The organism is Brevibacterium sp. AGC70 (assembly GCF_057334195.1).
Map to the genome: position 1 here is coordinate 39,750 of NZ_JBHFIH010000005.1, position 16,816 is coordinate 56,565.

The 16,816-nt window shown below is 55.8% G+C and carries 15 protein-coding genes; 5 read left to right on the forward strand and 10 right to left on the reverse strand.

Annotation, left to right across the window (positions count from 1 at the left end):
• Nucleotides 1-63: 63 nt before the first annotated feature.
• From ACE03M_RS03835 to ACE03M_RS03860, 6 genes are all read right to left on the reverse strand, one after another.
• Nucleotides 64-894 carry a mechanosensitive ion channel family protein gene (locus ACE03M_RS03835; protein WP_485932806.1) on the reverse strand — a complete coding sequence of 277 codons (831 nt, stop codon included), beginning with the start codon at nucleotides 892-894 and terminating at the stop codon, nucleotides 64-66.
• A 102-nt stretch (nucleotides 895-996) separates the two neighbouring features.
• Nucleotides 997-1,635 carry a GAP family protein gene (locus ACE03M_RS03840; RefSeq protein ID WP_485932807.1) on the reverse strand — a complete coding sequence of 213 codons (639 nt, stop codon included), beginning with the start codon at nucleotides 1,633-1,635 and terminating at the stop codon, nucleotides 997-999.
• Nucleotides 1,636-1,674: 39 nt separating this feature from the next.
• Nucleotides 1,675-3,369 (reverse strand): SulP family inorganic anion transporter, encoded by a 1,695-nt coding sequence (locus tag ACE03M_RS03845; RefSeq protein WP_485932808.1) that lies wholly within the window; start codon nucleotides 3,367-3,369, stop codon nucleotides 1,675-1,677.
• A gap of 133 nt (nucleotides 3,370-3,502) precedes the next feature.
• Nucleotides 3,503-4,189 (reverse strand): GAP family protein, encoded by a 687-nt coding sequence (locus ACE03M_RS03850; RefSeq protein WP_485932809.1) that lies wholly within the window; start codon nucleotides 4,187-4,189, stop codon nucleotides 3,503-3,505.
• 40 nt (nucleotides 4,190-4,229) lie between these two features.
• The gene (locus ACE03M_RS03855; RefSeq protein ID WP_485932810.1) at nucleotides 4,230-5,552 is read right to left on the reverse strand and encodes a hypothetical protein; all 1,323 of its coding nucleotides are present in this window, start codon (nucleotides 5,550-5,552) and stop codon (nucleotides 4,230-4,232) included.
• Nucleotides 5,542-6,621 (reverse strand): AI-2E family transporter, encoded by a 1,080-nt coding sequence (locus ACE03M_RS03860; protein ID WP_485932811.1) that lies wholly within the window; start codon nucleotides 6,619-6,621, stop codon nucleotides 5,542-5,544. The genes ACE03M_RS03855 and ACE03M_RS03860 overlap by 11 nt, the downstream gene beginning before the upstream one ends.
• A gap of 200 nt (nucleotides 6,622-6,821) precedes the next feature.
• On the opposite strand from ACE03M_RS03860, the gene ACE03M_RS03865 reads away from it, so the two are divergent.
• A complete protein-coding gene (locus tag ACE03M_RS03865) occupies nucleotides 6,822-7,250 on the forward strand; it encodes a DUF7144 family membrane protein (protein ID WP_485932812.1) in 429 nt (142 codons plus the stop codon).
• Between the two features lie 582 nt (nucleotides 7,251-7,832).
• On the opposite strand, the gene ACE03M_RS03870 is transcribed toward ACE03M_RS03865, so the two are convergent.
• Nucleotides 7,833-8,234: a phage holin family protein gene (locus ACE03M_RS03870; protein WP_485932813.1), complete on the reverse strand. Its 402-nt coding sequence runs from the start codon at nucleotides 8,232-8,234 to the stop codon at nucleotides 7,833-7,835.
• 55 nt (nucleotides 8,235-8,289) lie between these two features.
• Nucleotides 8,290-8,955: an HdeD family acid-resistance protein gene (locus ACE03M_RS03875; RefSeq protein ID WP_485932814.1), complete on the reverse strand. Its 666-nt coding sequence runs from the start codon at nucleotides 8,953-8,955 to the stop codon at nucleotides 8,290-8,292.
• 522 nt (nucleotides 8,956-9,477) lie between these two features.
• Here ACE03M_RS03875 and aqpZ point away from each other — a divergent pair.
• A complete protein-coding gene (aqpZ, locus tag ACE03M_RS03880; RefSeq protein ID WP_485932815.1) occupies nucleotides 9,478-10,227 on the forward strand; it encodes an aquaporin Z in 750 nt (249 codons plus the stop codon).
• A gap of 234 nt (nucleotides 10,228-10,461) precedes the next feature.
• On the opposite strand, the gene ACE03M_RS03885 is transcribed toward aqpZ, so the two are convergent.
• Together ACE03M_RS03885 and ACE03M_RS03890 are read right to left on the reverse strand one after the other, a co-directional pair.
• Nucleotides 10,462-12,018, reverse strand: a complete 1,557-nt coding sequence (locus ACE03M_RS03885) for a GMC family oxidoreductase (protein WP_485932816.1) — start codon at nucleotides 12,016-12,018, stop codon at nucleotides 10,462-10,464.
• Nucleotides 12,019-12,060: 42 nt separating this feature from the next.
• Nucleotides 12,061-13,692, reverse strand: a complete 1,632-nt coding sequence (locus ACE03M_RS03890; protein ID WP_485932817.1) for an aldehyde dehydrogenase family protein — start codon at nucleotides 13,690-13,692, stop codon at nucleotides 12,061-12,063.
• A 321-nt stretch (nucleotides 13,693-14,013) separates the two neighbouring features.
• On the opposite strand from ACE03M_RS03890, the gene ACE03M_RS03895 reads away from it, so the two are divergent.
• The 3 genes from ACE03M_RS03895 (at nucleotide 14,014) to ACE03M_RS03905 (ending at nucleotide 16,626) form a co-directional block, all read left to right on the forward strand.
• Nucleotides 14,014-15,183 carry a PucR family transcriptional regulator gene (locus ACE03M_RS03895; protein ID WP_485932818.1) on the forward strand — a complete coding sequence of 390 codons (1,170 nt, stop codon included), beginning with the start codon at nucleotides 14,014-14,016 and terminating at the stop codon, nucleotides 15,181-15,183.
• A gap of 312 nt (nucleotides 15,184-15,495) precedes the next feature.
• A complete protein-coding gene (locus tag ACE03M_RS03900; protein WP_485932819.1) occupies nucleotides 15,496-16,020 on the forward strand; it encodes a helix-turn-helix domain-containing protein in 525 nt (174 codons plus the stop codon).
• A gap of 18 nt (nucleotides 16,021-16,038) precedes the next feature.
• Nucleotides 16,039-16,626, forward strand: a complete 588-nt coding sequence (locus tag ACE03M_RS03905) for a PIN domain-containing protein (protein ID WP_485932820.1) — start codon at nucleotides 16,039-16,041, stop codon at nucleotides 16,624-16,626.
• Nucleotides 16,627-16,816 lie beyond the last annotated feature (190 nt).

Below are 16,816 nucleotides of genomic sequence, written 5' to 3' on the forward strand. Positions count from 1 at the left end.
ATAGCTGTAATTGTGAAAGTTGTGAATAGCTTGCGTAAAGTCTGTTGTTCGCTTGATTGGTAGTCAGATTGGTTCGGGAGGGACTAGGGGCGGCTCACCTGGATCGCTTGTCACTACTGCCATGTAACCTTGTGATTTGAGGGCAGAGGACACAGTTTTCACGACTGCCGACGATACAGGGACGTCTTCTTCGGGTCGGTGCCAAAACTGTGCTTCAAGTGTTACTTTGTTAGGAGACATTGCTACGACGAGGACTCGGGTTGGAGTTGTCGGTACAACGCCGGGAGCCTCGTCGATGGTCTCTTCAATTGACCGAACCATGGCTTCTAGGAATTCGTGAGACAACTGTATGCGAATCTGAATGCCGCTGCGCCGTGCACCATGTCGGGAATGATTGACGATTGAATCCGAAAGAATTTTCGCATTGGGTACGTGCAAGGTGCGACCATCGCGGCTGAGGACGACAACTGCGCGCGCGTTAAGCTCGAGCACTCGACCAATTACCGGCCCGGAGGGACTGTCTATCTGTACTTCGTCGCCGACGTCGAGAGTCCGACGTGATTGGATGAGGACGCCGGCCGCAAAGTTCTCAGACGCACCGCGAAGGACAAGTACGAGAACTACTCCTATGACGATGACCACGGCGAGCAATGGTTGGATGTCTGCCCCGAGAAGTGCCAGGGCGATTCCCGCGGCCACAAGAATGATTGTGTAGCCAGTCAGGCGCGCGATTATTGTCACCATGGTTGGTGTGATGCCACGCATGCGTTTGAGCACGCCTGCTACAGCACGTCGAGCTAAGCGGGAGATGATCCAACCGACGACGAGGACGGCGATCGTCAGTCCTATCCGCACCCACGTGATGGAGTCCGGGAGGAGTGAAGCCAAATTCATGAGCTTGCTCCATCGCGTCGTGAAAGTGCACTGGCAGGCGAGATGAACCCTGTTGCTACCAGAATCAGTGGCACAAGGCGGATGCGCATGTTCACCTCAATGCTAAAAATACTCAAATCCTCTGCCTAGAACGACCAAGCCGATAGTTGCCAACAGAACCGCCATAATCACTGTGTTCTCATGAGCTAGCCAGTCACGCATGGTTTCAAGTCGCGGCTTCAGAAAATCCAATGCTGTGAAGTATGCGATGACAGGTACAAGCACTGAAGACGCGGAAAGAAGGGTGAAAATTGAGATAATCACGGCCAGAGACTTTAGATTTAAGTCTTCTGCGCCGATCGTAACCCCTGCGCTGGCTTCCATGAGGAGGTTTTCGGGATTCAAAGATGAAAGCACCACACCTAGCAACAATGTTCCGCGCCAATGCATGCTTGTGACTGTTGTTAACCATCCAGGCAGAGCTCTCTCTTCACCTGGTCGGGGACGACGACCCCATTGCCGGAGCGCAACGCCGATCAGTGCCGCGCCCAAGGCGATATCAATGCAGCTTCGAATGATGCCGGAGTTCTCGGAGTGCTCTGGAACCAGCGCTGATAGAGCACAGAACACTGCCACGACTCCTGCAACCCCAATCATCCATCCAGCCGCGAAACTGACTCCGGCGCTCTTCGCCCGTGGTGACAAGAGAATGATTGCGACGGCCATGATAGGAATCGGACTGATGACAATGCCGAAGACCATCGGAAGTAGTGAGCCGACCAGGGGAAACATTATCGGTTTTCACTCTGTGTCTAAACGAGAGGCAGCTGACACGGCGGCCCGATTGGTTTCATAGACGGCATCGTCCTTGCGCAGAATTCCCAATCGATTAAGACGCGGTTGGGCAGCGTCACGAACTCGGCTGAAGGCCAGACAGAGGTCGCGACGGTCTAACCATGTTCGTAGCGTTTCGACTGACTCCGCAGCGGTGACGTCCACGTCGGTGACTGCTTCCATGTCGATGACGACTGTATGTACTTGATCTCCATTGGTTTTCGCCGCTGTTACTGCGCTCATCACTGCTTGAGAAAACTCGTTACTGTTGGCGAAGAAGATGGGTGCTGCCATGCGAATCACGATGATTCCGGGCGCAGTGATTTCTCCGCGAGGAGCAGATTCCAAGAGTGACTCGCTTGGGTTGCCATTGGCGGCGAGCACGTCGATTGCCGGTGAGGCGCTTCGTTTGGCGAGATTGATGAGGGCAAGGACGAATGCAACGAGAATTCCAGGTATCGAGCCGATGAGCAGGGTCACGAGGAAGCAGACTGCGCCGATAATGAACTCGAAGCGATCTTGCTTGGCAATTGAGACGAAGTTTCGGATGCCGAGGAGCGGAATGACCGCGACCCCGACGATCGCGCCGATTGTCGGTGAGGGGATTTCTGCGAGCAGCGATGTACCAAAGAGGAGGAGAAGAAGGGTTCCGACTGCAAGGACTATCGAAGGCAGCTGGGTTCGAGAACCGACCTGGTCCATGGCCGCAGTGCGGCTCGTCGAAGACCCCATGACAAACGACCCGCTGAATCCTGCTGCGCAGTTCCCGAGCCCGAATGCCAGGAGATCCCGGTTGGGCTTTGTGGAATATCCTCGACGTTCACCATAAGATCTCGAGACCAGCAATCCTTCGGCAGCTGTGACCATGGTCAGTGCTATTGCAGAGGGGACGAGTGCTAGCCAGTCGAGCCAGCCGAGGGCGGGCCACGTCAGAGGTGGTGGGCCGGCGGGTACCGGACCAAGAATCGAGACACCTGCTCGGTCGGCGTGCGTGAGCGCGACGATCACGGTCGTAATGATCATCGCGATTAGAGCCCAGGGCACCTGAGGAACCAATTTGCGGCCTCCGATCAGCACAAGGACTACTCCTGCCGAGATCATTAAGGAGATGAGGTTCGTATCAGGCAATCCTGTGATCAATCCGGACAGCTTTTCTACGAATTCGCCTCCGGAATCAATTTTGATCCCTAGCATCTTGGCGCACTGAGACACGAGGATGTCCAAAGCGAGACCGCCTACGAACCCCACAAGGATCGGTTTCGACAGGAAGTTTGCCAGAAATCCTAGTTTCAAAATTGCCATGGCTGTAAGCAGAACACCACAGATGATTGCTTGGGCTAAGGCCATCGCGGCGTAGTTCTCCGATCCCGCAGCAGCCAGTCCACCTATGCTGGAAGCAACGAGAGCAGCAGCAGCGGCATCGGGGGATGCCACGAGCTGACGACTGGACACGATCAGGGCATAGACGATGGTGGGTACGACTAGCGCGTACAACCCTGCAGTTGCCGGCAGGCCTGCAATCTGCGAATATCCGATATTCAGAGGGATAGCAATTGCGATCAGTGTGATGCCAGCTGAAATTTCGCGAACGATGTTTTTCTTGGTGACTCCGACGAGTGGTAGTTGCACAGCTGAGGTCTCCTGTACTGACAGTTGAACCATGTCTATGACCTCAACTTTGCGCCCGAATTGTCGGTCAATGAGAACAAGTCACCCAGAAGGGGTGGGCCGGATAGGCACCTTTGGGCGTCTGAGACTTCCGCCGACTTGGGACTCCTCGAGTGGATTTCGGAAGTCAACCGATGAGACCACCGATACCCTTGCCAAGATTGGACAGCGCCAGTAGTGAGAGAACTACGAGCATGATTGCACTGTTGTGTTGTTCCATGAAGCCTTTCAGCTTTTGAAGTACAGGAGTCATGCGCTCTCCCAACAACAGATATGCGAGCACAGGGCCGACGATAGAAGTGCTTGCGATGACTACGAAAACGATCATGCTCACTACCTCCTGCGTTGGGTGCAACCCAGCGGTCGCGATCGCGACCGCAGCAGAAGCCGTCAAGGCAAGGTTCTTCGGATTGACTCCGGAGAGTAGAGCCCCTAAAGACATCGCCAATAACGGCTTCGCATTGTCGAGTTTGGCCATCCATCCTGGTGGTTCTGGAGCGGCACCGTCCCGAGGGCGCTTGCTCCACACGTTTGCTGCTAGAGCGCCGAAGACGACGGCCAGTGCAAGTTTGATCACCGAAGTGAGCATAGAAGAGGAGTCGCCGGCGCCGAGCCCTCCGGAGCCCGCTACAAGGAGCACGATGACTGAAACGAGGGCGAGACCCAGGACCCAACCGATTGCAAAAGCAGGTCCGTTCCGCTTTGCCTCAGCCGACATCAGTATGAGGATAGTAGCGACGATTGGTAACGGACTGATGGCTACTCCGAGTGCTGTGGGAAGCACGTCTCCGAGAGCCGTAGCCAATGAGTTCATCTTGCTACTCCTAGTGATGTTGAGCTGCTGTTGGTCCGGTCTAAGTATTTGCGTGAGGAGGTGTGTTCCGTCTGTTGACGAACAGTTCGGCGATCGCCACTCCGATGACAACGACAATCACGATCACCAAGGCGCTGGCTCCGGAGGGGTATGGAAGGAGAATGTAGATGTGCACGCCGACGGCGATTACGGCCGTGCGCACGAATGTGCGGTTCCGGGTGACGAACGCAGATATAGGCCCCCGAAAGATGCTGAACCGATCGTGTACGCGTCTGACTGCACGAACGAGTCCGCTTCTGATCGTCTTTCCCGTACCGTGGTCGGCGAGGAGATACGCTGTGATCGTAATGACGAGGGCGAGGATCACAATTGCGCGAAGTGAAGTCGTGAGGAACTGCGTGAATTGGTCGTAGATCGCGGCCGCAGCATCGTTAGGGAGTACTTCATCAGGGACGGCCTCAAGATAGAACGGGCGAGTAACATTGAGCACGAGACTTAGAGCTAGCATCGACGTTCCGACTGCGATTCCTGCTCCGAGGAGTGCTGCTCGGCGACCCGGCGCGAGTAGGATCCCCCCAACGAGGGCGAGCAGGGCCAGCAAGGGCAGGATTCGGGCACCAGTATCGAGCAAACTAAACGCGGTCTGCGCCTTCTCCAATGAAGTCGAGTGAAACATCACAAAACTGGCATTGACTGCTGGAATCCGTTCGGCCAGCTCGAATCCACGATCGATGAGCCGGCTCTTCGCTGCTTCAACGAACCCTGCGATATTGATACTCACCTCTCCATCGGTGACGTCAACGTGTTCACCCTTCTGATTTGTAAGGATGGCCACCGCTTGTTCGTGGGCTTCTCGATTCGCTGCCAACCAAACCCGTTCAAAATTTTCGGAGTCCACGACATTTTGTACAGTACCGTGGACAAAACTGTGAAACGCGTTGTTGATGGGTGACTGCAATCCGGTTAACAGAGGTGCTGCTTTAGGCGGCACGAAATCTTGTCGTGCTAATGCGTCGAGTGTGTTGGCGGTGAGGTCGTCTACAGACAAAGACTCCACGATCACCTCAGTGACACGATCGGTGACTGCTCGCTTAACAGCGGGGTCAGAGGCCAGCGGTGCAACGGTCTCCATGTAACGTTCGGTGTCACCAATGACGTCGTGTGCCCACGTGGCAACAACGGAGGTTGGTGCCAGTATTGCCCCTAAGGCGATGAAAAGCCCCGCGAACGTCAGACGCCACCGCTTCGATCCGGACCCGGTCCATCGCGGCAATTGTGCAGGCGAGGAATCCCGTTGGTCGAGTTCGGTTCGCAGTGCGGCCACTTGGGCGCGTAGCCTCGCTAGTTCGTCGTCATCGACCATCGTTATTCCCATCCTGCTTGTCGCTAGAGATGAGGTGTGAGAGCCAAGCCCGCTCCGGTACAACGTCAATGAAGACAGCACGGATCAGGAGGGTCAACGGAACTGCCAACACTGCGCCGATACCGCCGAAGATCATTGCCCAGAAGACAAGCGAAAGAAAAGCGACAGTACCCGAAAGGCCGACCTGGCTCCCTACAACTCGTGGTTGAATGAGCGTTTGGATCACGAAGTTCACCACAGAATAGACAACTACCACTGCCAGCGCCGTTCCTGGATCGTGCTCCATGAGAGCAATAAGGGCAGGGGGTATTACACCGATGATGAACCCGATGTTCGGAATGTAGTTGGTTAGGAAGGCAAGCATTCCCCATAGCCACGGATCTGGGATGTCGAGAACGTACAACGCTGCAACATCGATGAGGGCGATGATCAAACCGAACAGCGTGGACATTTGAGAGTAGTCACGGGTTCCTTTGGCGAAAATGACAAACGACTTCGCCATGCGTGACCCGCTAGCCGGAACCCACCGCAGCTTTTCCACGAACGAGCCTGCATCGAGGGCGACGAAGAACAGCAGAATCACAATGAAGGTGGCACTTGACAAGAGTCCTGCAACTCCGCCGATAAGGCTTGTGGCGAAGCCGACTACTTTGCCGACGTCGATTGAGCTCAACGTCGATTCGATCGGTGTCGAACCGACTCCGGTCTGAGCTAGAGCTTGGCCTGCGTCCGCGACCAGGTCTTGAAAATATGGCTTGTACTCACTCAATACCGTGACAAAATGTCCACCCGCGAGCACAATCATTAGAGTGAACCCGGCAACTATAGAATACAGGGTGATCAACGTGATCGTTGTGGCGGCCCACAAAGGAAGTTTCAGTGAAAGTGCTTTGGCTCTCACTGGTTGCACTGAGATCACTAATATAAGGGCCAATAGAGCGGGCGCAAGGATGTCAGCGAAGACGCGCAAACCCAATGCAGACACGATAGCCGCCGCTACCGTGAGGATGATTAAAGTTTCTCGCGGTAGGGGCCGACGCGCATTTCCTTCTTCACTAGGGGTGCCCACAACTTCAGCATAAGCTTCTTCGGGCCTTCTGACTCCTGGTTACTCGCGAAATCACCTGTTAGAGGTGAGCCACAGAGCTGAAGCCGATGCACGATAGTAGATTCGCGAGAACACACACGATCCGACTGAAAGGTCGCTTTGGTGTGAAATCAAAATTCGGCCCAAGGCAAAAGTAGCCGCTAGTAGTAAGGCAGAGATCTATGTCTGAGAACAAGGAAGTGCCAACTCGTAGGAATTCCCACCAAGGGGCAATAACCGGATGGTCGCAGGGCGGAGTAGCGCTTGCAGTCGTCATACAAATCTTGGTTGGGACCATGCAGGGCATCCAAGGGATCACAGCCCTTATCAATGATGAGTTGTTTCTCAATTTGCCAAACTATGTCTTCGCCTTCGATTTCACTATGTGGGGATGGATCCATCTCATTCTGGCGGTTCTTCTGATCGTGACCGGCATTGCTCTGGCAGCTGGTAGCCGCGTCGCCGCCGTCGCATCACTCGTCTTCTTGTGCCTGAGCGCAGGCGCAAACTTCTTCTTCCTGCCCCTTTACCCCCTGTGGTCGGTACTTATTATCGCCATCGATGTTTTCGCAATGTGGGCGATCTCCAAGTCCGGCCTCGTCGACCAATGACACTGACCACTACTCGAGGAAAGTGCATTTGAGCTTGCGCAATCGGTGCAGCTCAAATGCACTTTGAGTGTGTCTACCTTTATTTTGTCGAGGACGCAGCCCATGTTGCGAAGCAACGATTGGTAATGAGCATTCCAGACATCGCTGAAAGCCCCAACGTACGCTCGATGGGTTAGAGAATGTTCGTCGCACTGAGCCACCACGGCTTGCGTTGCTTTGGCGAGACGTGGCCTAAGACCAATCACAAGGATGTGTGCAAATCTCTGACCAACTTTGCGGTTGTTGGCTCAAACTGCTCGGTGCCGCCAGACGCCTGCCAATGCGGTTCGACGCTAAGGGCCTGTGGTTGCCGGCGGTCCTTGCCCATATGGGGGACTTCCCTGGTGACGCCGAGCGCTGGTGACAAGACCATCCCCGGGTTTCGGGGACTGGGACAAACATCTTCACTGTCTTTTCGGCCAACGAGTCTTTCAACCCCGGCGGACGCTGGGCCACTTGAAGCTATCGTATATAGCTCGCTCTCCACACGAGGCTCTAAGTTACTGGTAGCTTATCGTATTGCGCTCAGAATAGGGCGGTGCGTTAGTTCTTTGGAGGGGCTACCTCGCGGTGGTCCCACCACCGTTCGATGATAAAGAAGCCGAGGATCCATGTTCCCAGTGCTGTGATCACCCAGACGAGCACCGTCGTCGAGATCCAATCTGAAATGCCGGCTATTCGCAAACCTCCAGGAAACAGCATGGCAGCTGCCAAGGCGATCAATGTCGAGACCAATCCGATGCCGCCCAAAACTGCGGAGGCGTACTGACGAGCTAGATTAAACACGAACGGACCCATGATCGCCTGAACCACAGTGAAGACGACGACCGCGATAATGAATCCGCTGAATTCCAAGCTGACACCGTCCACCAGAAATGCTGCCAGAAGCAAGGCCACACCTGAAAGCACGAAAGAGATCGCGGTATGAAGGAGAAATCGAATCATCTCCAGTTCCTCCTGAAAGCACCGAACATGGGTCTGGAATCACTCTTCAGGTGCTTCATTGCGCAGCGGCCCGTATTGTTTGAGAGCGAACTGTAAACGCGGTGATGATGAGGAACACGCCGAGCACAATAACGTAAACTGCGACGATCCAGAGAAGTGCAGCTACTGTCGCTGTCGGATTGAACAGAAGCGCGAACATAAGAGCAAGAGCGAAAACGATGTCCAGGACCGCCAGGACTTTCGACCACCTTCTGAAAGACCGGGAAGACAAGCTGAGAATACCTCGAGCGAGCACCCCAAACGCCACCATCCACAGGATGAACCCACCGGTGATGACTGCGAAAACACTCGGTATCAGCATAATGACGATGCCAATAATTGTGAACGCGATACCCGAGGCTAGCTCCCAGGCCCAGCTGTTTCCGTGCTTGCGTGAGGTGTTGGAGTTGATGATCGTCAAAATTCCGTCGATGATCAGCCACGCTCCGACGTAGAGTCCGAGGATCACGGCCACCGCGGTGGGAGCGAGGATCAGAGTCAGGCCCATGGCGACCGCAACAACTCCTCTGAAGAGGAGTACCCAGAAAGTCCCTTTGCTGAAATTCCTTGTGGGTGACCCGACAACCGGACTGTGTGAAGGAGCTCGAGGAATATGATCGGCCCCCTCTCTTCCGACGTCTGCCTTTGGATCTGGTGTCTCCGGTGCGGGTGAAGTCGACATTGATTCTCCTCGCTAGGAAGTGTTGGTTCTTCTAGTATAAGAGTACTTATCACAAATTTGCACCGCGATTACGATGAATTCACGGCGTCGTGAAGCCTTTAGTAGATTGAGGTGGATCGAGCCCTGAATTCGGCTGCGTCGGTTAAATGCAGGCGATGAGCTCGGAACTATTTGGCAATGGATTCAATCGACAGACCTCTCGGCAAGTGATCAGAGAGTAGATTATGGATTGAGGAGGAGTGCCAAGGCATTTTTGACATAAATATGGGGTAACTGTCTTTCCGAGAGAGGTAAAGAGCTTGCTCCTGGATACAGTTGCTGTCTCCGTGCAAATCTGCGGCCCAGTTAAGTTCCACGGGCGGGCGAACTGAAACACTAGCGTCTGCGTTTGGCTCGCAAATCGGGGAAATCCTGGAACTACAACCTAGGCAAGTTTCGTGAAACTGACTGAGTATAGCCAGTCAGAACAAGTGGGAAATTTCATAAATTTGCACTTCAGCCCGATCCTACCGAAAGGTCATCATGAAAGAGTCAGCGCTTGTCTCCAAATTGTTCGCCGAGTTCCTCGGTACATTCGTCCTTGTATTCGGTGGTTGCGGGTCCGCGGTGTTTGCGGCCCAGGTCATTGATGACGGCGGATTCAACATGGGCATCGGATTCCTCGGGGTCGCTCTTGCCTTCGGCCTCACCGTAGTCGTGATGGCCTACGCCGTCGGACACGTCTCCGGCGGCCATTTCAACCCAGCTGTCACCCTCGGATGTGTCCTCGCCGGCCGCACTCCAGTCAAGGACGCCGTCCCTTATTGGGTCACGCAGCTCGTGTCGGGCATCGTCGCGGGCGGTGCAGTTCTCCTCGTGGCCTCGGGCAATCCGGACTATTCTCTGGCCGAGAACGGTCTAGCGACCAACGGATATGGGAATCTGTCACCGAACGGATTCTCGCTTGCCAGCGTCCTGGCCAGTGAGTTCATCCTCACCGCAGTGTTCCTCTACGTCATCCTCGGCGCCACCGATGATCGCTCTCCCGCCGGGATGGCGCCACTGGCGATCGGTCTGTCACTCACGCTCATCCACCTCGTCGCGATCCCGATTTCAAACACATCGGTGAACCCGGCGCGGTCTCTGGGTGTTGCGGTGTTCGCGGGCGGCGATGCCCTCGGACAGGTATGGGTATTCGTTCTCGCTCCTCTCGCAGGTGCCGCGGTGGCCGGATTGACCTACAACCTCCTTTTCCCAAACGTCAAGGAAGTTCGAATCGCTGAGGGCGGGTGACCGTCACCGCAGGGGCCGAGCCCATCAACGTGGTCGGGATCAGTAGATTCGATCCGCCTGTGGTGGCCTGCAAGAGTTCCGTAGGAGGGTGCACCAGGACATCCCTCTCGACGTCTTAGCAATCACACCTAAACAGGTCCTGCGGTCGATCAGTTCAGCTTTGAACACTGCGTTTTAGCGCCTTAGCCACGGACTTGGCGCAGATTCTTCCACGTGATCCTGCTGATCCTTCGACTACTGTCGTCGATTCATCGGGCTTGTGCGCAAAAATTCAACTGCCTTTTCACCGATGATTACTGAAGGTGCGTGGGTGTGACCGCGGATGATTTCCGGCATCACCGACGCGTCAGCGACTCGCAGCCCATTGACCCCACGAACTCGCAACTGCGGGTCGACGACCGAGGACTCGTCGATGCCCATCCTGGCAGTCGATGTCGGATGGTAAAGCGTATGCGAAGTGCCTTCGAGCGTGGCAATGAGCCGTTCCTCACTCGGTAGACGTTCACCACCAGACGGAGCTAGATAGCGTCCATTTGTGACAGCAGAGATCGATGGGGTGGCAATGATGTCGTCGACCATACGCAGAGCTCGCATCATCGTGGCCCGGTCAGCTCCTTCTGGATCCGAGAGATACCCCGCATCGATGACTACCTTGTCTCCGGGGTTGGCCGAAGCCAGAGTGATCGTGCCGCGGCTTTGTGGCTGTAGAAGGATCGGTCCCAGAGATATTCCGTGGCCAGGGATCCCGTTGAGTCCTTCTTGCACGTAGGCAACGGGTGCGAAAATCACTTCGATATCAGGTAGATCAAGCGACTCGTCCGACCGGATGAATCCATAGGCTTCCGCCACATTCGATGTCAGCATCCCTTTGCGTTGAGCGAGGTAGAAGATGACATTTCGTAGCTTGGTCGCATCCTTGAGCGTGCCACTCTGCACCTCGAGACATGTGAGACTCACGAGGTGATCGCGCATGTTTTTCCCCACTTCGGGAGAGTCGACGAGAACCGGAATTGCATGCGAATTCAGTTGCGCGGATTCACCGATGCCGGAGAGCATGAGCAGTTGTGGAGTATTGACGGCACCGGCGCTGAGCACGATTTCGCGTCTGGCTGTAGTTTCGAAGCGCACACCATCGACGAGATAAGACACCCCTGTCGCGGTGTTGCCGTCGAAGAGGACCTTCTCGACCAATGCCTTGGTGCGCACTTCGAGGTTTGTTCGTGACTTGGCTGGTTTCAAGTACGCCTGTGAGGTGTTATGACGCGCTCCACGGAGTTGAGTGACCTGAGTTTGGGTGAAACCCTTGGGCTGGGCAGTATTTGCCTTCTCAACGTGGTGTCCTGCCTCGGTTGCGGCTTTGAGAAAGGTACGGGTGAGCGCTCGGGGCGCGCGCTGGTGTTCAACGCTGATGTTCGTAGCGTCAAAGATCGGCGCCAATGCCTCCCACCCCCACTCAGGCCCGGCCAGGTCGCCCCAATTGTCGTAGTCGGCGGCGTACCCTGGCACCCACATCATGGCGTTGAGCGAGGAAGAACCGCCGAGGACCTTCCCTCGCGGCCAGTACACTGTGCGGCCGTCAAGGCCTGGCTGCGGAGTCGTCTCATAGTTCCAATCGTATGGAGACTTGAACAGTTGGGAGAACGCAGCCGGAATTGAGATTTTAGAATCTGCGTCCTCGGGGCCGGCTTCGAGCAGAAGAACGGAAACGTTGGGATCCTCGGACAGGCGCGAGGCTACGACTGCTCCCGCTGAACCGGCGCCGACGATGATGTAGTCAAATTGATCACTCATGGGTGATCCTCCTTAGTGAACATGAAAGTGAGAGAAAATAGATCAGGCTCGGAAAGCATGGAAGAAGATGCCTGGTAGCTTGGACCAGCTCGGTCGGGAGGCAAATTCCGTAAGCGCGCGCCCGGTGCGTGCCGCGCTGCGTGCTGTGACGAACCAGGGCGGTTTGGGAAACAGTGAGAATTCCCCGCCGAGCACTGAGCGGGGGAAGGGTCGGAACGGACCCGTGATCACCGTTCGTTCGGTGTGGGGGATGAGGAAACCGTTGTGGACGACGCCGATCCCGGACTGCGCATTGTCTAGAGTGTGTCCGGGGAATGCACCCCACGTGGCCGTTGAGGTAAGGAACCCCAAACCAGTCCACACATTGATCCCAATCGATCCATAGTGTAAGCGTTCGATCTCGGCGTCGAATTGTGATCCCATCGTCTTGCGGGTGTTGGGGGCGATGATGACATTTGCTCCTAATGTGCCGGCCAGTCGGTCATTGGCATAGTCAACCGCCTTTCGGAGGAAATCTGTAGGATGCTCGCTCGAATCATGTACGACATCATTCTCTGCCGGGGGAGGGCCGACCGAGATCGTCTTGATGCCCAGCACCGGCGCGAAATACTCGGTGCTTTCAACCTCGGCATGCTCATGGGAGTCAATGGTCACCAAGATTCGTTGCCCTTGGGAGAAGGTGTCAACGTTCTCGTGGTCAGCAACTGCCTGACGTAGTTTGTGGTCACTATCGGCGTACCACGGCGGTCGATGATCGATGTGTTCCAAAGCGGTTCGGAGCTCTCGGAGAAATTCTTCGCGTTGGTTCCAACCCGCGTCGATGATGACTGTTTGAGCGGCGATGCAATTGTGGCCGGCGTTGTGCAACCGCATTGTTGCGACGTTCTCTGCTTGAAACTTCAAATCTGCGGCCGACCAATTTCCGGGCACCACGATGACAGGGGAGACTCCTCCGAGTTCACTAGTGATGGGTTTAGCCAGTGCAGGCGCCCCGGTGCGTTCGCTGTCGTCACCCCAAACAATTCGGTCATGGGTAGTGATGCTGCCAGTGATGTGCACGTTGGTGATCTCTGGATGGTCGCTTAAGTATTTTCCGACCTCGGCTCCGCCCTGGACGATGCGTAGAAGATTGGCATCGATCAGGGGCGCCAGGGATTCACGGTAGACCGACAGGAGGGGAGCCAGGGATGGGTTGATCTTGAGAACGCTTGCACGGTTATGGGCGACGAGTTCAGTGAGTACATCCAATGGTCCGATCGATGTGATGTTTCCGGCACCGAGGACGAGGCTAATGCCGCCGCTAGTCCCGCGCTGTCTAGCCCCCAGCCCGGCCGCTGATCGGATCTTGTCAGCGGGCACTCCTGGAAGTGTCCAGACCTGTGCGGAAAAACCGTGGAAAAGGACCGTTTCTAATAGGCTGGTTGGAAGCACTTTCCACGTCAGACGGCCCCCGATTGTCTTCGCCGTTTTCAGCTCGTCGACAGGGGAGCGGCCTTCTGCCAGAAGTCTCAGAGTCTTAGCGACTGTTGAGAAACCCGACAGCGTGGCATAGGGGCCAGACATCCATTCCTCGCCGACAAGTTGAGAATTCGAATTCAGCCCCTTGATATCCGAGGCAGTACGGGTCCAACGATTCACATTGAAGGCAATCGACTGTTGTGTGAGTTCGAGCAAACGAGCACGTTGGGACAATGACATGCCAGTCCAGGAATGGATTCCGGCCCCCAGTGCGGAGATCGCATGATTCAGTCGATCAGTATCCAACGGATATGCGGGCAACCTGGGGTGTGTGGGTGACTGCGCAGTATCGCCATTGATCATGATGAGTGCTCCTCGCTGAGCCGGGTCATTCACAGATCTCAAGCTGTTGTGACCGCTTCGATTCTTTCAGTGCAGCCAGCGTATCCGCGATATTGCCATTTCCCCTATGGGCGTCAACCCAGACCTTGAACTAGACAGTTGTGCTTGTGCACAATATGCATCTAACCTCGCCATATGAGCATCGATGGTGAGCACACGGGGATCAAACTTGCAACAGTAGGCTCTGATCCGGCCTTCAAGCTGGAGCTCGGACGTCTCGCTGGTGAGATTGCCGATGACATCGTCACTGGCGAGCACGCGTATGCCGAAAAGCACATACCCCTCGAGATTTTGGTCGACATCATCGCACAGAATCTCCATTCTCTTCTGAATTCGCTGGACGGTGGAGCCCTCGATCTAAATCCGGCTCATCACGCCGGACGAGTAAAAGCTGAACACGGAGTGGAACTCTCCGGCGTCCTCCATGCCTACCGCTTGGCTGGTCTCAAATTATGGGGAAAGCTTGCAGCCTCCGGTGCCGAACACTCAGATCAGGACACGCTCTTCCTGCTGGGAGCCAACCTATGGACGGCACTTGACGAACTCTCCACAGCTGCAGCCGAAACTCACCGTGAGGTCACCGGTGCTCGCGACCGCTGGGCCGAGCATTCTCGCACTGCCGCCGTCGTCGACCTGCTTTCGCCTACTGTTACACCAGAACGGCGAGATGCCGCAGCACGACTATTACAACTGGGCGAGAACCTGCGACTCTTCGTCATCGTAGTGGATGAGCACTGTGCTGGCATCGAAGTCATTGGCGCGCGGACGTTTTGGGCTGAGGTCAACGGGGGACGGGTTTGTCTGCTGGCGCTAAGCAACCGAACCGAATTCGTCGCCACCACTGCTGGTGCCAGAGCCGGAGTCAGCGAGGAGTTTCATTGCCTCGACGATGCGGCCGAAGCCGAGCGACAAGCACGGATCGCCCTAAAGTGTCTGAGCGATCAGGCCGAGGGTATCTATCACTACGGTCACTCCCCGACGGATACACTTATATGCTCCCAGCCGACAGAAGCCCGCCGACAGGTCAGACGGACCTTCGCCGAGCTGAGAGCTCTGCCGCAAGAAAATCGTGACCTACTTCTCGACACATTCGAAGCCTGGGTAGAAAGTGGCGGCTCACTTACGAGCACGAGCGAGGTACTCCATTGCCATCGCAATACTGTGAACTATCGGCTGCGCAAATTCGAGAGCCTGACAGATCGGTCGATTTCCAATCCCGCCGATCTCACCGTATTGACGTTGAGTTTACGAACCATCCGCCTATTGGATTGGCCCGAGGGACCGCGAGGCCTTTCCGAACACTGAGGACAGAATGACCGGGGCCCGAGAGTTGTCATCGGGACAGTAGGCAGAACACGCGGAATGTTTTGCGTACCCGACAGCTGCAGCTGATCGCCTTGGTGCAGTGTCGAGGTCCTCCTACATGAGATTGTTGTGATACTGAGGATCAACGTCAGTAAGCAGGCGCTTGAACACCACGTCGCATGCGTAGATCTCGGTTCTGATTGTGTCGGGCGTATCGCATAACTTGCGATGGATGGATTCAGTAGACGCGGGAGTTGCCGACGGTCTACGATGGTTAAAACGCAAGAAACGAAAATCTAGAATCGAGACATCATGAGCACGAGTGCAGCAGCGCAGGACACCTTCTACGTGCCAGGGGACCAGGGGACAGGTGAGGTCTACGACTTCATCGAAGCTCACGCAGCGAAGACTGGCTCTCAGCCTGAACCTCGCTTCTACCTCTCGGGACCAGGCGCAAGAGATCAGGTAGAGCTGCCGCATGAGATCTACGAGATCCTGGTCAAAGCAGTGGACGCAATGCGATCGGGCATGGCAGTCACCATCACTCCCAACTCTCTGACGATGACAACCCAGCAGGCGGCCGAGATTCTCGGAGTCACGCGACCAACGCTCGTGAAGCTACTCGACGAGGGCAGGATCCCCTTTGAGAAGCCCAATACACACCGCCGCGTTCGCTTAGCGGATGTCCTCGAATACAAAGAGCAGCGGAAGGCTGAACAGCACGAGGCAATCGCTGAAATGAGTGACTACACCGACGATGAAGAAAGCCGGGAGCAGGCGCTGGCGCGGATGAAGAAAGCTCGAAAGATCGTCGCAAATCGGCGACGTTCAGCCTGATGATGGCACGATAGCGGTATGTACACCGCACTCCTCGACAGCTGCGTGCTCTGGCCCAGCCTTCAGAGGGACTTCTTGCTTTCTCTTGCCGCCGAAAAGGCGTTTCGTTTCGTCTTCAGTGAATCCATTCTGGCTGAGGTTGAAACCAACGAGGAGCTCAAGCTCATTGAGCGTGGTCGAGGCCTTGATGATTCGCGCGCCGCCGCCCTTCACCTGAGCCGCCAAATGCGCATATCCTTCGCAGACTCAATCGTCCAAGGCTGGGAGGGACTGGAAGGAACATATGGTCTTCCCGACCCGGATGACGAACATGTTCTGGCAGCCGCTGTCGTGGGTGGTGCGGGCAGTATCGTGACGGAGAATTTCAGGGACTTTCCACCAGATGCAATCCCCGAGGGGCTGCAAATTGTTAGTGCCGTTGATTTCGCTCACGAAACCGTCAGCATGAGGCCAGACCTGGGGGCGGCCGCAGTGACGGCATGGGCCCAGCGCTCGGGCAGGAATCACGCCTCGATGTCGGAGACAGACTTCCTGGACGAACTCGATCGCAGATACGAGATGAACGCTGCCACTGCGATCGTGCGCGACTTCTTCAATAGGGGCTAAGTGTGGTTTCTTGGCACTTCACAGACGGGAGGGAGGCGCTCACCCCCCGTTGTACGCCTCTGTCAGGATCTAAGCTTCGCCAAACCGTTCAACGTCGTTAAACCTCTAGAATCCAGCGAACGATATGGTGCCAAAAGAGGCTTCAAGCGTGTTCGATTCCCGTCATCTCCTCCAGCTGCCGGGGGGGGGG